This is a genomic window from Coprococcus comes ATCC 27758 (genome assembly GCF_025149785.1).
GTDB classification, from domain to species: Bacteria; Bacillota; Clostridia; order Lachnospirales; family Lachnospiraceae; genus Allocoprococcus; species Allocoprococcus comes.
This window is the reverse complement of record NZ_CP102277.1, coordinates 2,875,129-2,891,940: the sequence shown is the minus strand read 5'-3', so window position 1 is coordinate 2,891,940 and position 16,812 is coordinate 2,875,129. Positions and strand designations below refer to the sequence as shown.

At 38.4% G+C, this 16,812-nt stretch carries 17 protein-coding genes and 1 pseudogene; 17 read left to right on the top strand and 1 reads right to left on the bottom strand.

Going from position 1 to position 16,812, the window contains the following annotated elements; all coding sequences use genetic code 11:
- Positions 1-175: 175 nt before the first annotated feature.
- From NQ556_RS16880 to NQ556_RS14245, 4 genes and pseudogenes are all read left to right on the top strand, one after another.
- A complete protein-coding gene (locus tag NQ556_RS16880) occupies positions 176-511 on the top strand; it encodes a hypothetical protein (protein WP_008373386.1) in 336 nt (111 codons plus the stop codon).
- A pseudogene (locus NQ556_RS16755) lies at positions 504-884 on the top strand (HD-GYP domain-containing protein); the annotation flags it as partial. The gene NQ556_RS16880 and the pseudogene NQ556_RS16755, both read left to right, overlap by 8 nt.
- 144 nt (positions 885-1,028) lie before the next feature.
- A complete protein-coding gene (locus NQ556_RS14250) occupies positions 1,029-2,426 on the top strand; it encodes an alanine/glycine:cation symporter family protein (RefSeq protein WP_022220028.1) in 1,398 nt (465 codons plus the stop codon).
- Between the two features lie 293 nt (positions 2,427-2,719).
- Positions 2,720-3,514 (top strand): dihydrodipicolinate synthase family protein, encoded by a 795-nt coding sequence (locus NQ556_RS14245; RefSeq protein ID WP_147574822.1) that lies wholly within the window; start codon positions 2,720-2,722, stop codon positions 3,512-3,514.
- Between the two features lie 98 nt (positions 3,515-3,612).
- On the opposite strand, the gene NQ556_RS14240 is transcribed toward NQ556_RS14245, so the two are convergent.
- Entirely contained in the window at positions 3,613-4,173 is a 561-nt protein-coding gene (locus NQ556_RS14240) for a DUF1653 domain-containing protein (protein WP_022220027.1), read from the bottom strand.
- A gap of 164 nt (positions 4,174-4,337) precedes the next feature.
- Here NQ556_RS14240 and NQ556_RS14235 point away from each other — a divergent pair, with 164 nt between their 5' ends.
- From NQ556_RS14235 to NQ556_RS14175, 13 genes are all read left to right on the top strand, one after another.
- Entirely contained in the window at positions 4,338-4,748 is a 411-nt protein-coding gene (locus NQ556_RS14235) for a peptide deformylase (RefSeq protein ID WP_008373413.1), read from the top strand.
- 243 nt (positions 4,749-4,991) lie between these two features.
- Positions 4,992-5,651 carry an IS607 family transposase gene (locus tag NQ556_RS14230; RefSeq protein WP_175306329.1) on the top strand — a complete coding sequence of 220 codons (660 nt, stop codon included), beginning with the start codon at positions 4,992-4,994 and terminating at the stop codon, positions 5,649-5,651.
- Positions 5,599-6,762, top strand: a complete 1,164-nt coding sequence (locus NQ556_RS14225) for an RNA-guided endonuclease InsQ/TnpB family protein (RefSeq protein WP_055297353.1) — start codon at positions 5,599-5,601, stop codon at positions 6,760-6,762. The genes NQ556_RS14230 and NQ556_RS14225 overlap by 53 nt, the downstream gene beginning before the upstream one ends.
- Before the next feature lie 184 nt (positions 6,763-6,946).
- The gene (locus tag NQ556_RS14220) at positions 6,947-7,480 is read left to right on the top strand and encodes an anaerobic carbon-monoxide dehydrogenase catalytic subunit (protein ID WP_022219930.1); all 534 of its coding nucleotides are present in this window, start codon (positions 6,947-6,949) and stop codon (positions 7,478-7,480) included.
- Between the two features lie 235 nt (positions 7,481-7,715).
- Entirely contained in the window at positions 7,716-8,648 is a 933-nt protein-coding gene (locus NQ556_RS14215) for an AEC family transporter (RefSeq protein WP_022219929.1), read from the top strand.
- Between the two features lie 328 nt (positions 8,649-8,976).
- Positions 8,977-10,170, top strand: coding sequence for a BMP family lipoprotein (locus NQ556_RS14210; protein ID WP_008373422.1), 1,194 nt, complete (start codon positions 8,977-8,979; stop codon positions 10,168-10,170).
- Positions 10,171-10,197: 27 nt separating this feature from the next.
- A complete protein-coding gene (locus NQ556_RS14205; protein WP_008373424.1) occupies positions 10,198-11,757 on the top strand; it encodes an ABC transporter ATP-binding protein in 1,560 nt (519 codons plus the stop codon).
- The gene (locus tag NQ556_RS14200; protein WP_022219928.1) at positions 11,741-12,805 is read left to right on the top strand and encodes an ABC transporter permease; all 1,065 of its coding nucleotides are present in this window, start codon (positions 11,741-11,743) and stop codon (positions 12,803-12,805) included. Before NQ556_RS14205 ends, NQ556_RS14200 begins: the two co-directional genes overlap by 17 nt.
- Positions 12,805-13,719 (top strand): ABC transporter permease, encoded by a 915-nt coding sequence (locus NQ556_RS14195; RefSeq protein WP_008373427.1) that lies wholly within the window; start codon positions 12,805-12,807, stop codon positions 13,717-13,719. Before NQ556_RS14200 ends, NQ556_RS14195 begins: the two co-directional genes overlap by 1 nt.
- An 11-nt stretch (positions 13,720-13,730) precedes the next feature.
- Entirely contained in the window at positions 13,731-14,297 is a 567-nt protein-coding gene (locus tag NQ556_RS14190; protein ID WP_022219927.1) for a cysteine hydrolase family protein, read from the top strand.
- A 12-nt stretch (positions 14,298-14,309) separates the two neighbouring features.
- Positions 14,310-15,248, top strand: coding sequence for a carbohydrate kinase family protein (locus NQ556_RS14185; protein WP_008373430.1), 939 nt, complete (start codon positions 14,310-14,312; stop codon positions 15,246-15,248).
- A 14-nt stretch (positions 15,249-15,262) separates the two neighbouring features.
- Positions 15,263-16,030, top strand: coding sequence for a nucleoside phosphorylase (locus NQ556_RS14180; protein ID WP_022219926.1), 768 nt, complete (start codon positions 15,263-15,265; stop codon positions 16,028-16,030).
- Entirely contained in the window at positions 16,023-16,811 is a 789-nt protein-coding gene (locus NQ556_RS14175) for a BtpA/SgcQ family protein (RefSeq protein WP_022219925.1), read from the top strand. The genes NQ556_RS14180 and NQ556_RS14175 overlap by 8 nt, the downstream gene beginning before the upstream one ends.
- Position 16,812: the final 1 nt, after the last annotated feature.

Here is a 16,812-nt window from a genome sequence, read left to right as displayed (position 1 = left end):
CCCGGAAACAGGTTTTGGTGGTCTTTTTTTCACAGTAATGCAGATGTAGCCTATGCTTCACAAAAATTTTTTTAAATATATCGGGATAATTCTTTTTATTTTTTTGTAACTATTGTAAAATAATTAGAAATGGAAATAACAGGAAACTGCGTAGTAGAAGTCTGGAGGAAAAGACATGAATGCGGAAGAACGAATGACAAAAGGACAATTAGAAGAAGAAATCCAATATTTTCGGAAGATCTTTCAGGAGATCCGTCTTTTCCCAATTGGAAATATATCAGATATTGATGAAGAATGGAGAAAAATCAACGAGGGGCAGAGCTGCTATCATTATTGGAAACGGGAAACACCCTGTGATAACTGTGTAGTGATGCGTGCAGCGACCACGAAAGAAGAAAAAGGAAAGCTGGAGATTGTAAATGGCAGAATTTATCAAGTGATCGCACGTTATATAGAAGTGGATGAGAAGCCATATGTGATCGAGCTGATCCGTTGCCTGGATGGTGACTAAAGAAGAATTTGAGACTATGAAAGAGCATACGCTGATTGGTGCTTCTATGCTGGATAAACTGGAGCATTATAAGGATGAGAAGATGATCAAGGTCGCGTACCAGATCTGCAGATGGCATCATGAACGTTATGATGGTAAAGGGTATCCGGATGGTCTGACCGGAGAACAGATTCTAATTGCGGCATAGGTTGTATCTGTGGCAGATGTTTATGATGCACTGGTTGGCAAGCGTGTATATAAAGATGCGTATTCACATGAGCAGGCGATGAAGATGATCCTAAACGGAGAGTGCGGAGCGTTCAATCCGCTTTTAATGGAAGTTCTTGTGGAAATTCGGGATAAAATAAAAGAAGAAATACGTTACGAGGCATAAAAAAGAAGAAACGTCCGCCATGAAAAAGCAGTTGTATTTCCCTAACGAATTGTGTATAATAAATGAAATATTCATTTTATATACCAAAAATAAGAAAATGAAAGATGAAGAGGAAAATCTTTCAATCCTGGAGGGGAATAAGGGATGTTATCTACAATTGAGTCGGTCAATAATGTAGTCAATAATTTTATCTGGGGTGTGCCGGCAATGATCTGTATCATCGGAGTAGGACTTCTGCTCAGTGTCAGAACCGGATTTATCCAGATCAGAAAATTTCCATACGCTATGAAGGTGACGATTGGGCGCATGCTTCGGAAAAAAGATGCCACAGATGGTGCAATGACACCATTTCAGGCGGTCTGTACCGCGCTTGCGGCGACGGTTGGAACCGGGAATATTGCAGGAGTTGCAGGAGCAATCGCAATCGGCGGACCGGGAGCAGTCTTCTGGATGTGGATCTCCGCACTTCTTGGAATGTGTACTAAATTTTCAGAAGTAACACTTGCCGTACATTTCCGTGAAAAGAATGCAGAAGGGGATCTGGTCGGTGGGCCAATGTATTATATTAAGAATGGTCTGAATAAAAACTGGCACTGGCTTGCATATTTGTTTGCTGCATTCGGTGTGCTGACAGTATTTGGAACTGGAAATGCGACACAGGTCAATACGATTACGACAGCAATTGATTCCGCATTATTCAATTACGGGGTGATTGGAGTGGATGCAGCAAAGACGGTCAATCTTGTGATCGGAATTGTGCTTGCGGTGTTGATTGCACTGATCCTTCTCGGTGGAATCAAGAGAATCGGACAGGTAACGGAAAAGCTTGTACCGTTCATGGCGGTTATCTATGTTCTGTTAGCTGCCGGAGTGGTTCTGTTGAATTTAAAAAATATACCACATGTATTTGTTTCAATTTTTGAAGGTGCATTTACACCGGCATCTGTTACCGGAGGGGCAGTCGGAAGCTTCTTTATCAGTATGAAAAAAGGTGTGTCCAGAGGAATTTTCTCTAATGAGGCAGGTCTTGGTACCGGATCGATTGCACATGCATGTGCAGATACAAAAAAACCGGTGAAACAGGGATTCTTCGGAATCTTTGAGGTATTTATAGATACGATCGTAATCTGTACACTGACCGCACTGGTAATCCTGTGCAGCGGAGTTCCGATTGGTTACGGGGAGGCAGCAGGTGCGGAGCTTACGATTCTTGGATTTACTTCTACATATGGGAGCTGGGTATCGATCTTTACCGCGGTTGCAATGTGCTGCTTTGCATTTTCAACGATTATCGGATGGGGACTTTATGGAACCAGATGTATTGAATTTTTATTTGGAACGAAGATCAACAAACCGTTTATGGTGCTGTATTCACTGGTTGCGATCGTCGGAGCAACGATGGATCTTGGACTGATGTGGAATATTGCAGAGACATTTAACGGACTGATGGCAATCCCGAACTTAATTGCAGTATTCCTGTTATCAGGAGTTGTGGTAAAACTTGTAAAAGAATATTTTGCAGGGGAAGGGAAAGGCGTATAGAAAAATGAAAAACCTGGCAGAAAGTGAATTTTGCTTTCTGCCAGGTTTTTTTAATTTCCAAAATTAACACCATACACTTGAAAGTGGGCTTCAATTCGGTGTTTGGCTTCCCATAAAATCTGAACAACTTCTTTTTCTTTTTCCCCAGAAATACGGAAAGTTGGCATGGATACACTTAAAGCTGCGATTGGCGTATTATTGTAATCCAGTGGTAAATGGTGATCCGCAAAAAGCAGCACAGATGGATCGGTACATAGAATGGAAGAGCAGAAGAATATGTATTTGGATATTCCATATTTAATGATCTTTCTTCAAGAGATCTGCAGACCAGACATGGACAGTGGCTGATTGCAGAATTGTCCAAAGGAATTACTCTGGAGGCTGGTGACATTATTGCAACCGGTACACCAGTTGTTACAGTTTTTGATGAAAAAGAAAAACCGGATTATGAAGGGAATAAAAAGGTAATTGATTTCCTGATTGAAGGAGGCGTTGATGGAATTCTTGTGTTGGGATCGTCCGGTGAATTTACAGGACTTACGAAACAGGAGAAACATGATTTCTTCAAATTCTATGCAGATTATACTGCAGGGCGCACAAAGCTTTATGCTGGAACCGGAAGCCTTAATTTTGAAGATACTGTGGCGTTGTCAAATGAAGTGAATGAAATGGGCTATGAAGGAGCAATGGTTATCGGACCATGTTATTATGCACTGGATCAGGAAAAGATTTTTGTATATTATGATACGCTTGCAAAGTCAATAAAAGGAAATCTTTATATCTATAATTTCCCGGCAAGAAGTGGACATTCCATCGCTCCGGAAACCTTGAAAAAACTGGTAGAAAATAATACTAATATTAAAGGTTTAAAGGACTCCGTGTCAGAACCAAATCATACAAATGAACTGATGCCACTCTATGACATGGATTCAAATTTCTCGCTCTTGTTCAAAAAACTAATGCAACATAGAGGAGTAGAAGTTTTGGATCGTGCAATTTTCCCATACAATCAGATGGATGAAGAAGTGTATAAAAAAGCAGAAAGCTTGATGGATAAGGTGATTGAGGAGTATCAGAACCTGAAATAAGAAGAAACAAACAAAGCAGACATTCTGAAATGGAGAATCATCCGTTCCGGTATCAGCCGGGGACTGGGAGAGATTCTCCATTTTTATTTAATCATGATTTATTCATTTACTTCAAAACGCCAGTGCTGTCTGACACCTGGATATTTCTGGTGATCGACTTCGCTCATAAACATATCATATGGTCTTGCACAGATTTTGAATGGTGCATACATGGCCTGGTATACAACCAGCTTTTCGCCTGTTTCGGTATGTTCAGCAAAAGCCAGTACCTTGTAGAGGTATTTGGTGCTCTCTTCTGATACCCATTCTCTTTTGAAATGGCGCACAATATCTCCGACATGGATTTCACGGAGAGGTTCTGTGTCATTTTTTCTGGTGTCGGCAGAAAGCGTAAGAGCAGACTGTGCTTCTGGGATAATCGTACTGGTTTGTGTTGAGGCAGACGATTCCGGGTGGGAAATTACAGACGAAGAATCTATTTTATTTTCCGGATCTGCATCCAGATAAATATACTCATCTTTATCAAGAGAAACCGGTGCGCCGGTCTTGCCGATGATATGAACACCACCATACCAGGTGCCCTCGATTTTAAAAGTATCTCCGATCTGATATTCGGAAGAATATTCATCGTTCTTTTTTATGATTTTGATTTTATTCATAGATAATACACTCCTGTTTGTATTTGAAAACTAATCTAATTATATGTGTATTTTCCAATTTTTCCAACCTAAAAATGGGAAAAATCGTGTATACTGGAAAGTACTAGTTGCTGGTCACAGATACTGTGAACAGTAACTAGTACTACGGAAAGGGGAAAGATAAAATGGTAAAACCAATTATGAGAGATCTCTTTTTTCTGCGCCAGAAGGCAGAGAAAGCAACGAAAGGAGATTTTCCAGTTGCAATTGATTTACTGGATACATTAAAAGCGCACGAAGATGGCTGTGTGGGAATGGCAGCAAATATGATCGGGGTAAATAAAGCGATCATTGCAGTCAATATGGGATTTATGAATGTTGCGATGTTCAATCCGAAGATTGTAAAGAGAAACGGAAAGTATGAGACAGAAGAAGGATGCCTGTCTCTGGATGGTGTAAGAAAATGTGTGCGCTATCAGGAAATCAAAGTAGAATATGAAGATATCAATTTTAAACGGCAGAGACAGAAATACAGCGGATGGACGGCGCAGATTATTCAGCATGAGTGCGATCATCTGAATGGGATTATTATTTGATGGTATCCCAAATAAAAGGTCCGGCATTATGGTTTCACGTTTTGTGGAAAGAAAGTCCTGATTGGAACAGATAAATCGGAATAATGTTGTTATTACAACAGAAATGAAAATCCAGAAACCGTATACTTATCCATACAAAAAAAGAAGGTCATTAACAGTTAAAGATAAATTATAAAATCATATAAGTAGATATTGAGTTTTATAAGATATTAGACTAGAATATTATTGAAAGGAGTTGATACTTTGAGTAAATATTATTCTATACACGAATTTTCAAAAATTATAGGCGTATCTGCTCAGACATTACGAAATTGGGATGCAAATGGAAAACTTCATCCGCATCATACTACAGTAAGTGGCTATAGATATTATTCTGATGAGCAACTCAACCAGGTAATAAATGGAAAGCCTAAAAATCGCATTACAATTGGATATTGTCGCGTTTCCAGCCATAAACAAAAAGATGATTTGGAACGACAGATTGATAATGTTAAGACATATCTTTTGGCAAAAGGACAGCCGTTTGAGATAATAAGCGATATCGGTTCTGGGATTAATTATAAGAAAAAAGGACTTCAGGAATTGATTAGACGAATCTCTCAAAATCAAGTTGAAAAGGTTGTTGTTTTATATAAAGACAGGCTATTGCGATTTGGTTTTGAGTTGATAGAATATATCGCTTCACTTTATAATTGTGAGATTGAGATTATTGATAATACTGAAAAATCTGAACAGCAGGAACTTGTTGAAGATCTGGTTCAAATAATCACAGTATTCAGCTGCAAATTACAAGGAAAACGAGCGAACAAAGCTAAGAAACTTATCCGGGAATTGATACAGGAGGAAACAGATGGTAAAAGCCATAAAAGTAATGCTGATACCAAACAACGTACAGAAAACTAAGATGTTTCAGTACGCAGGTGCTTCAAGATTTGCTTATAACTGGGCTTTGGCCAGGGAAAAAGAAAATTATGAAAAAGGTGGCAAATTCATTTCAGATTCAGAACTCAGAAAAGAATTTACAAAGCTCAGACATTCTGATGAATACGCATGGCTGCTGAATATTTCAAATAATGTAACCAAACAGGCAATCAAAGATGCCTGTACTGCGTATAAGAACTTTTTCAAGGGTTTGCAAAAATTCCCAAGATTCAAGTCTAAAAAGAGATCAATGCCGAAGTTCTATCAGGACAATGTTAAGATACAATTCAGTAATACCCACGTTAAGTTTGAAGGCTTTTCTTCCAGCAGGAAAGCAAATAAGCAGAAAATGAATTGGGTAAGACTTGCAGAACATGGACGTATTCCAACAGATGTTAAATATATGAATCCGAGAATATCCTTTGACGGATTGAACTGGTGGATCAGTGTATGTGTGGAATTTCCTGATTGCAAGGAAACACTTAATGATGATGGAGTTGGTATAGACTTAGGAATCAAAGATTTGGCTGTCTGCTCTGATGCTGTTAAATATAAGAACATTAATAAGAGTCAGAAAGTAAAGAAACTAGAAAAACAGAAACGCAGATTACAGCGTAGTATCTCTCGTTCTTACGAGAAGAATAAGAAAGGGGAAAGTTACTGCAAAACCAATAATGTAATCAAAAAGGAAAAACTTTTATTAAAACGAAATCACAGATTAACAAACATCCGTAAAAACTATTTGAATCAGACCATATCTGAGATCGTAAATCGAAAACCAAGATTTATCTGTATTGAAGATCTGAATGTCAGCGGAATGATGAAAAATAGACATTTATCCAAAGCAGTTCAGGAACAAGGATTTTTTTGGTTTAGAAAACAGCTTGAATACAAATGCAGTGATAAAGGGATTCAGCTTATTGTGGCTGATCGGTTTTATCCATCATCAAAGCTTTGCAGCTGTTGTGGAAATATCAAAAAAGATTTGAAATTATCTGACAGGGAATATAGATGTGAGTGTGGGAATATAATTGACAGAGATTTCCAGGCATCAATAAATCTTAAGGGTTATGGAGAACGATTTGCAAGCTGACACTGAAACGTTAATGCAAATATGTACGGATACGTTAGTCCGGAATTTACGCCTATGGAGAGTACAAGAACTTGTGAGTAGATAGATATTTATATCATCAAAAGCATACTCGTTGAAGTAGGAATGAAACATAGAAGTTTGTAACTTTTTATAAGTTTTCAGTAACGGTATGAGGAATGAAAATATGAGTAATACAGCGACGATTTCGCAGGGACAGGAGATTTTAGCACTCCAGGATGAACTGACCGGTGCGCTGATCGGTCTTGCCAGATCCTGTGGTAACAATCCAAAGACAGAAAACACAGATGAGATTATCATCGAAGGTCTTGTGCATACGATTACGAACAGCAACACCGGGGCAGCAGCTTTAAAAGCGATGATCGAAAAAGTAAGAGAAGAAAAAAATACCGTCGCACCGGATTGCGCAGTCTGTGCAGCACCGTGTGGCAATATCTCCGAATATGATGTGAGCAATATCTGGAAACACGAAACAGATGTGCGCGGCGTGGAGACTGCAATCCTTTTCGGAATCCGGGAGATGGCAGCCATTATTTACCCGGCGGTCGTTATGGGGAAAATGGATGCAGAAGTGAACGAATTTTTCTACAAGGCACTCTGCATGATCAGTTATGGAATGAGTAAAGAGGATCTGTTACCGGTTGTGCAGGAACTGGGTGAGATGAACCAGAAGTGCAGAGAGCTTCTGGGACAGGTGTAGCAAGAGAAAAGTCTAAAAAATGAGATTTCTTGACAGAGAACAGGGGATTTGGTATTGTTTAAAAGATGGAAAAATCTGACAGACGAGAAATAAACCGATAGAAAAGAAATGAAATAATAGGAAGCGGGTTGCGTCTGGCAATCCGCTTCTTTTAAAATTGGAAGTTGGACAGTGGCGTAGCGAGTGTAACGTAGCTATGCTTTTAGATTTTAACGAAAAGGAAAAGAGGGCAAAAATGGAACTGAGTATACTTCTGATGGAACAGATTGCAAAATTGTTTATTATGATCTTTATGGGATATGCGGTAGTCAAAATGGGATTGTTGAAAGATGAAGACAGTAAAGTACTGTCAACATTGGTGCTCTATTTGATTGTACCATGTGTGATTCTGAATGCATTTCAGGTAGACTATACGCCGGAAAAAGTAAGTGGACTGGAGCTGGCTTGCATTGCATCGTTATTGCTTCTTTTTATATTACTTCCAATCGTCAACCTGATTGGAAAGGTTCTTCATCTGAATGAAGTGGAAACGATGTCCATTTACTATTCCAATTCTGGAAATCTGATCGTACCACTTGTTGCATTTATGCTTGGAGATAAATGGGTATTTTATGCGTGTGTATTTATGGGACTTCAGACTATCTTTTTCTGGACACACTGTAAAAAAGTACTTAGTCATGAAAAAGGATTTAATCTGAAGAAAATATTCTTTAATATCAATATCATTACGATTATCATTGCGATTACTTTGTTTTTTGCAAAAATACGTCTGCCGGAAATCATTACAGGAACACTTAGTTCAGTCGGAGCAATGATTGGACCGGCAAGTATGTTTGTAATTGGGATGCTGATCGGTGGAATGGATTTAAAGAAAGTATTGACGAATAAGAAAGCATATTTCATTTCGTTTATGCGACTGATCGTGATTCCGCTTATTGCGTTGCTTATCCTGAAGGTAAGTGGTCTTGTGGGATGGAATAAAGAAGGAGAAGAAATCCTTTTGATCGTATTTATGGCGGTAATTTCGCCGGTTGCTTCAACTGTTACACAGATGTGCCAGGTATATGACAATGATTCCAGATATGCCAGTACGATCAGTGTGCTGACTACACTTGGAGCGATTGTGACGATGCCTTTGATGGTACTGGTGTTCCAGATGGTGATGTAAAGGAATTAAGCATAAATATATAGTAGTAGAGATGAGAAAGAATGTTCCTGGGGATGGGGATGTTCTTTTTTTATACCTAAAAATAGTTGGTTTTAGGAAAGAATTATATGGATATAAATAAAAACTAAGGAAAATGTTACATAGATAATTTAAAAGGAAAAGTGATAAAAAAGAATGAAATTGTTAAAAACATACAAAAAATACAGTGTTAAATTGCTAAATATGACAAAAATAAATAATTGTATTTACATTTTAAAAACCAGGTTGTATATTATAGGAAAAGGAACTGGTCATGACGACATGACATCATAACAAAGGAGGAAGAAAAATGAAAAAAAGAGTAGTACAGGCATTGGGATGTATACTTGCAATGACGATGGTAGTAGGAAGTCTGACAGCATGCGGAGGAAAATCTGAGAAAAAAGCAGAAAAAAAAGCAGGAAGCGATGTAAAGGTCGCAATTATATGTTCAGCTGCTGGACAGAATGATAATGGATATAATCAATCCGCAGTAGAAGGCGCAAAAAAAGCTGCTGACGAATTTGGTATTGAATATAAGGTTGTTGAGCCGACAACAGGTGTACCACAGGCACTGGAATCATTAGCTGATGATGGATACAATGTAATTTTCAATCTGGAATATGACTTTGAAGCTTTGATCCAGGGAACCGGTGGAGCGCAACCAATTGCAGAAATGTATCCAGATACAACATTTGTATGTGTAAATGATAATCCGAATCAGGATGAAGACGGAAATACAATTCATGATAATGTAATCAGTGTTCTGTTTGACGTACATCAGGCATCTTTCGTAGCAGGTGCACTTACTACATTGGTAAATGAAAATGCAGAAACTTTATTTGGTACAGATGGTTATAATTTCACACCTGCAGATAATGGCGGACGATCCGTAGGATTTATCGGAGGAACTAATTCAAATGGTATCACGGTATTCTCTTATGGATATATCGAAGGTATCAACTATGAAGCTGAAAAGCTGGGTGTAAATTATGATTACTATGCAAAATATGATGCAGGATTTGCTGATTCTGCAACAGGAAGTACAGTAGCAGGAACATATTATAATCAGGGAGCAAATATTGTATTCTCAGTAGCTGGTTCTGTAGGTGATGGTGTTGCATCAAAGGCAAAAGAAGAAGGAAAGCTTGCAATTCAGGTAGATGCTAACAAAGATGATCAGCAGCCAGGATATGTTCTGACAAGTGTTATTAAAAATACAGAAGTACCTGTATATGACATTGTAAAAGAAGCAGTAAATGGAAAGATTGATAAGATGGATCGTGCACAGACATATTCATTAGCATCAGGCGCAGCTTCTATTACAGATCTTTCAGAAATCAGCAAACATATACAGGATAGCGGAAAAGACAAATGGGAAGAAATCAAAACTGAAATCAAAGATGTAGAAGACAAGATTTCAGATGGAACAATTGTAGTAACGGATGCGCAGAGTGGAGAAGAATTCGATGCTTCTAAATGCCCGAATGTTACAGTAAAATAGTTGTTTTGACAGAAAGGAAGCAGCAATATGAACAGCATGATACAGACGGTTGATCTGACCAAAAAGTTTAACGATTTTGTCGCAAATGATCATATTAATCTGGATGTAAAAGAACAGGAGATTAAATGTATTGTAGGTGAAAACGGTGCAGGAAAATCTACAATGATGAATATGCTCTACGGATTGCTGCAGCCAACAAGCGGAAAAATCCTGATCCGGGGGAAAGAAGTTACACTGAACAGCCCGGTTGATGCGATTGCAAACGGGATAGGGATGGTGCACCAGCATTTTAAGCTGGTGCCGTCTCTTACCGTATATGAAAATATACTGTTGGGTGCGGAAATTACACAGAAAAAAGGCGGAATGAAAACTCCGTTTATCGATCAGAAAGAGGAAATTAAAAGAGTTGAGAAACTGATTCAGGAAAATCATCTGGAATTAAATGCAACAGATAAGATTGAAGATATATCTGTCGGTGGACGTCAGAGAGTAGAAATTCTGAAGATGTTATACAGAAATGTAGACATATTGATTCTGGATGAGCCGACAGCCGTACTTACACCACAGGAAGTTGATGAATTGATTGCAACGCTCAAAAATCTAAAAGAGCAAGGAAAAACAATCATTGTTATTACACACAAATTAAGGGAAGTAATGGAACTGGCAGACAGTATTACTGTAATAAAACAGGGAAAAGTTGTTGGAAATGTATTAAAGAAGGACACAAGTGAACGAGAACTGGCACAGATGATGGTCGGAAGAGATGTTGTTCTTACTGTAAATAATGCACGAAAACAACAAGTTGAATCAGAGATTATGTACAAAGCAGAAAATCTTACGACGGTGAATGACTATGGAAAAGAAGTTGTATCAGATATGTCATTTGAAGTGCATAAAGGTGAGATCCTTGGAATAGCCGGTGTTGAAGGAAACGGACAGTCAGAGCTTGTAAAGCTTATGACTGGTTTGATGGAATCGACGAGAGGAACAGTATTTTTTGACGGTAAAGATATTACAAACTGGTGGCCGGAAAAATTAAGAAAAGCAGGAATTGGAATTATTCCTGAGGACAGATATGCACAGGGATTGTGTCGGGAAATGACGGTTTCCGATAACTGTATAGCAGGATATCACGGAGAAAAAGATGTTTGTAAACGCGGACTTTTTAATAAGAAAATAATCAATGCCAAAAGAGATAAATATATTAAAGAATTTGATATCCGTCTTGGTGATGTGAATGGCAATATAGGCAATTTGTCAGGAGGAAATGCACAGAAAGTTATCATTGCAAGAGAGCTTTCTGCAAATCCCAAACTTCTGATTGCCTGCCAGCCAACGCGAGGCGTTGATATCGGATCTATTGAATTCATACATAAACAGATTCTGAAATTCAGGGATGCAGGAAATACTGTTATCCTGATTTCAAGTGAGCTTTCAGAAATTATGAGTTTATCTGATCGGGTAATTGTTATGTATAAAGGTAAGATTTCAGGTGAAGTATCACCGAAAGAAGTGTCTATGGCTGCCATGGGACTTTTGATGGCTGGAATTGGAAAGGAGGAACAGGATCATGAAAAAGAAAGATAGTATTATAAAAGGAATCGTCAATTCTGTACTTCCGGTAATTCTTGCATTTGCATTTGGAGCAATTATTATTGCGGCGATCGGGGAAAGTCCGCTGGAAACATACGGGGTACTGATCAGAAAATCACTTTTAACAGAGAAAGGATTTATGAATACATTGCATTATGCATCACCTCTCATTCTGACAGGGCTTGCAATTGCAATTACATTCAAAGCAAATCTGTATAACATGGGTGTGGAAGGCCAGATGCTTTTAGGAGGATTCTTTGCAGGAATCACTGGAGCATATCTTAATATTTCCAATCCATTTATAAGCAAACTGATCTGCTTTTTAGTTGCAATTGTCTGTGGAATGTTATTTGCGCTGATTCCGGCAATTTTAAAAGCGAAATGTAATGTAAATGAGATGGTTGTGACTTTGATGTTAAACTATGCAGTTTCAAAGACTCTGGAATTTTTAACAACTGGTGTATTCAAAGATAAGAGTGCAGGTTATGTGGCTACACCTACGATTAAAGAGAATGTGATGTTCAAAAGATTTGGAGCATCAAGAATGACCATGTTTTTTGTGATTGCAATGATTATTCTGGTAATTATGTATTTTGTTATGAAGAAATCAAAACTGGGATATGAAATTACAGCTATTGGAAAAAATCCGGAATTTGCAGAAGCAACAGGTATGAATGTCGGAAAGAAAATCATTATTATGATGTTGATAAGTGGTGCACTTTCCGGTGTGGCTGGAGCAGGATGGATGTTAAGTGATCAGTTTAAATATACACTGACATTTTCTGCAAACCCTGGTCTTGGATGGGATGGTATGCTGATTGCTCTGCTCGGTGGACATTCGCCAATTGGAATTTTGATCGCGGCAATCTTTTATGCTGCATTAAAAACCGGTAGTGACAGCATCAATATGTATACTGCAGTTCCGAAAGAAATCGTTGCAATTATTCAGGGAATGATCATTCTGTTCCTGGCAGTTAAGTTTATTGGTGATAAAACAAGCGTATTTAGTCGTTTTAAAAAGGCGAAAAAGGAGGATGCATAATGGAATTATTAAATAGTATTTTGTATGACACAGTATACCATAGTGCTCCTATTATTCTATGCGTGATCGGTGGAATATTTGCATATAAAGCAAATGTATTGAATATCGCACTGGAAGGAATGATGCTGAATGGAGCATTTATTTCAGTGTTAGTCGAGTATCTGACAGGAAGTGTGGCTCTGGCAGTGATTGCCGCAATCGTAACGACTTTATTGTGGGGACTTGTATTTTCATTTTTAGGAATTACTTGTAATGGTAATGTTATTGTTATCGGTCTTGGAATTAACTTGATTGTTCCAGCGATTGCAAAATTTGTACTGAAAGTTATGGAGCTTGCTAATATCAGTCTTCAAGATGTAGGAGTTGCAGATTTTAAGATCAATATACCGGGCATCAAGAGTATTCCGCTGATTGGTGGAATCGTAAGTGGTCATCCGGTTATTACATATCTGGCATTTATTGGAATTGCGGCAGCAGCTATTCTGATGTACAAAACAAAATTTGGAATCTATGTCAGAGTTGTTGGTGAAAATGAAGATTCAGCGATCAGTCTTGGACTGAAAACACAGAAATACAAATATATTGCTGTTCTGATTGGAGCATTTTGCTGTGCATTAGCCGGAATCAATTTATCAATGGAGAGAATGGCAATGTTTACAAGTGATATGACAGCAGGACGAGGCTTTATTGCAATTGCAGCAATTTATTGTGGACAGGGGAAACCGGTACAGTCTTCACTCTATGCAATCTTATTCGGTGTTGCAAGATCACTTGCAGTCAATTTAAGTGTATATGCAGGACCGGCAGCAGGAATGTTCGATACAATTCCATATATCATTATGGTAGCGGTGCTTGCAGTTGTTTCATTTATGAAATTTAAGGATGTTAAGGTAAGAGGATACAAGTTCGACTAAGGGGGAGGAAAATGGCAAAGACAGCATTGATTATTGTGGACATGGTTCGCGATTTTACGGATCCGGAAGGTCTGGTATTTTATCCTGAGAATCAAAAGATTCTTCCACGGATTAAAAAGGTTCTGGATGAAAGCCGGAAACATGAACTGCTGATTGTTTTTTTACAGCACTGTAACAGAAAAGATAAAGTAGATAAAAAAGCACAGTCCATGAGACCAAATTGTATAGAAGGGACTTTTGGAATTGAAATTGATCCAATGTTGGAAGTTGATGAAAAGAAAGATTATGTCATCCGAAAGAGAAGGTACAGTGGATTCTTCGGCACAGACCTGGATCTGGTATTGCGGGAAAATGAAGTGGAAAATGTAGTCGTTGTTGGAACGAAAACAAACTGCTGCATTCGGGCAACGGTGACAGATGCATTTTATCTGAATTACAACCCATATGTTATCCGGGAATGTGTGGCAACGAATTCAGAAACAGTTAATGAAGTTCATCTGACAGATATTGATAAGTATCTGGGAAAAGTCATCGATATGAATACATTCAGCAAGATGCTGGAAGAGGGACAGTTGTAGGAGGCACGGATAATGAAAGTAGATGTTCTGACAAGCGGCTATGTAAGTATGGATCACATTATAAAAATAGCAACACCTGCCAAAGTGGGATTTACATCACTGGTTACAAATAAATCCAATTCAAAAATTTTTTACGGAGGCTGTTCTGTAAATATTGCCTATGCACTTTGCCGGCTTGGAATGAAGGCAATGCCAGTTTTAAGAGTAGGCGGAGATTATGAAAGTAATGGTTTTAAAAAGTTTCTGGAAGAAGGAAATGTACCACAGGATGGGATTACACAAATAGCAGAGGAAGCAACCAGTGTATGTTATTTGTTACAGGATAATAATAACGATCATATTACCATATTTTATCCTGGAGCAATGGATGGAAGATATGCACAGAAAATGAAAGACAGCTTGTTTGAAACGGCAAAGCTGGGAGTGATAACCGTTGCATCAAGACCAGACAATGAAGAGTTTTTTGCAAAATGTAAAAAGCATCATGTACCGGTAGTTTTTGGAATGAAAGATGATTTTGATGCATTTCCAGAACCATTTTTGAAACAGTTGTTAACAGAAAGCAAAATCATTTTCACAAATGAAGTAGAATGTGAAATTATTGAAAAGCTTTTCGGACTAAATACGATTACAGAGCTGTTTAAAATTGGAAAAGCAGATATTATTGTGACAACTCTGGGAAAAGACGGAAGCATTTGTTATGTGCGGGAAGACGGAAAAATACGGAAAGAAGAGATTGGAATTTGTCAAGTGGAACAGGTAGTAGATGCAACTGGATCGGGAGATGCTTACATGGCAGGATTTGTTTATGGATATTTACATGGATATTCTCCGGCAGACTGCTGTAGGCTTGGAAGTGTATTATCTTACTTTGTTTTACAGGCAGAAGGGTGCTGTACAAATGCGCCAACAGAACAGGAATTATTACAGAAATTTGAAACATTACGCTGAAAGGGGAAATGCAGATGAGTACATTATATATGGGAGCAAGCGAAGAAACGGTTGCGAAATATGTACTTTTTTCGGGAGATCCATGGAGAGTAGAAGTTGTAAAAAAGTATTTGGATAACCCCAAAAAAGTTGCATTCATGAGAGAGTTCAATACATATACAGGAACCTATAAAGGAGTAGAGATTACAGTAACGTCGACGGGAATCGGGGCACCGTCCGCAGCGATTGCGATGGAAGAGATGTATGAGTCTGGAATGCAGGTCGCTGTAAGAATGGGGACAGTAATGTCTATGCAGGATGATATGCTGGGACATTTTATGATTCCGATTGCCGCAATGAGGCGAGAAGGAACCAGTCAGAGTTATGTAGATTTGAGTTATCCTGCAGTCGCAGATGTTGAGCTTGTTAATGTGATGAATGAAACAGTTCAGCAGATGGGAAAACGTTATCTGAATGGATTGAACTGTACGATGGATGGTTTCTACAGTTGCATGCATGATTCCAAGTTTTCTCTGGAATGTGGACGGGATATGTCAAAGACATTTGAAGAGGTTAAGAAACTTGGAGTAACAGGAATTGACATGGAATCCTCCTGTATTTTGACGCTGGGACGTTTGATGGGAGTTAAGACCTGTATTTTAACAGTTGTTACAGTGCTTGAAAATTTGAAGGAAACTTTAAAAGGACAGGATCGGGTGGATGCAGAGGATCTGCTTTGCAGAACAGCATTGGAAGGAATTTATAATTATCATATAAAAAGAGAGGATGGTAAAAATGAGTAAAGAAATACTTACCTTAAATTCACAGACAGTAATCGGAATGGTGCATTGTCTTCCTCTTCCGACGACAGCAGGATTTGATGGAGATTATCAGCGAATTATTGATCGTGCAGTTCAGGATGCAGTTACGCTTGAAAAAGCAGGGGTAGATGCTGTTATTGTAGAAAATATGGGGGATACACCTTTTTCCGCTTTTTTAAATAAAGCACAGGTAGCGGCACTTACAGCTGCAGCATATGCTGTGAAACAGGCAGTTCAGATTCCAGTAGGACTTGACGCAGCGTTTAATGACTGTGAAGCAGATATTGCGATTGCTGCAATGGTAGGAGCATCCTTTATCAGAGTTCCAGTATTTGTGGATACAGTATTGTTTACAGATGGAATTATTCAGCCATGTGCAAAGAAATGTATGGAATATCGCAAGATGATGGGACAGGAAAATGTTAAAATTCTTGCCGATGTGCAGGTAAAACATGCGCATATGTTAAGAGAACATATTACGATTGAGCAGTCAGCAAAAGATGCTGCATCAAACGGAGCAGACGGAATTATTGTTACAGGTACACAGGTTGGAGAAGAGACACCACTGGATCTGATTAAGAGAGTGAAAAATGTTGTAAATCTTCCGGTGTTTGCAGGAAGTGGTGTAAATGCAGAAAATATTCATGATCAGCTTCAGACAGCAGATGGTGCGATTATCGGTTCCAGCTTGAAAGAGGGAGGAATTTTAACAAATCCAATCTCTTATGAACTGGTTAAGAAAGTATTAGATGGATTGAAATAGA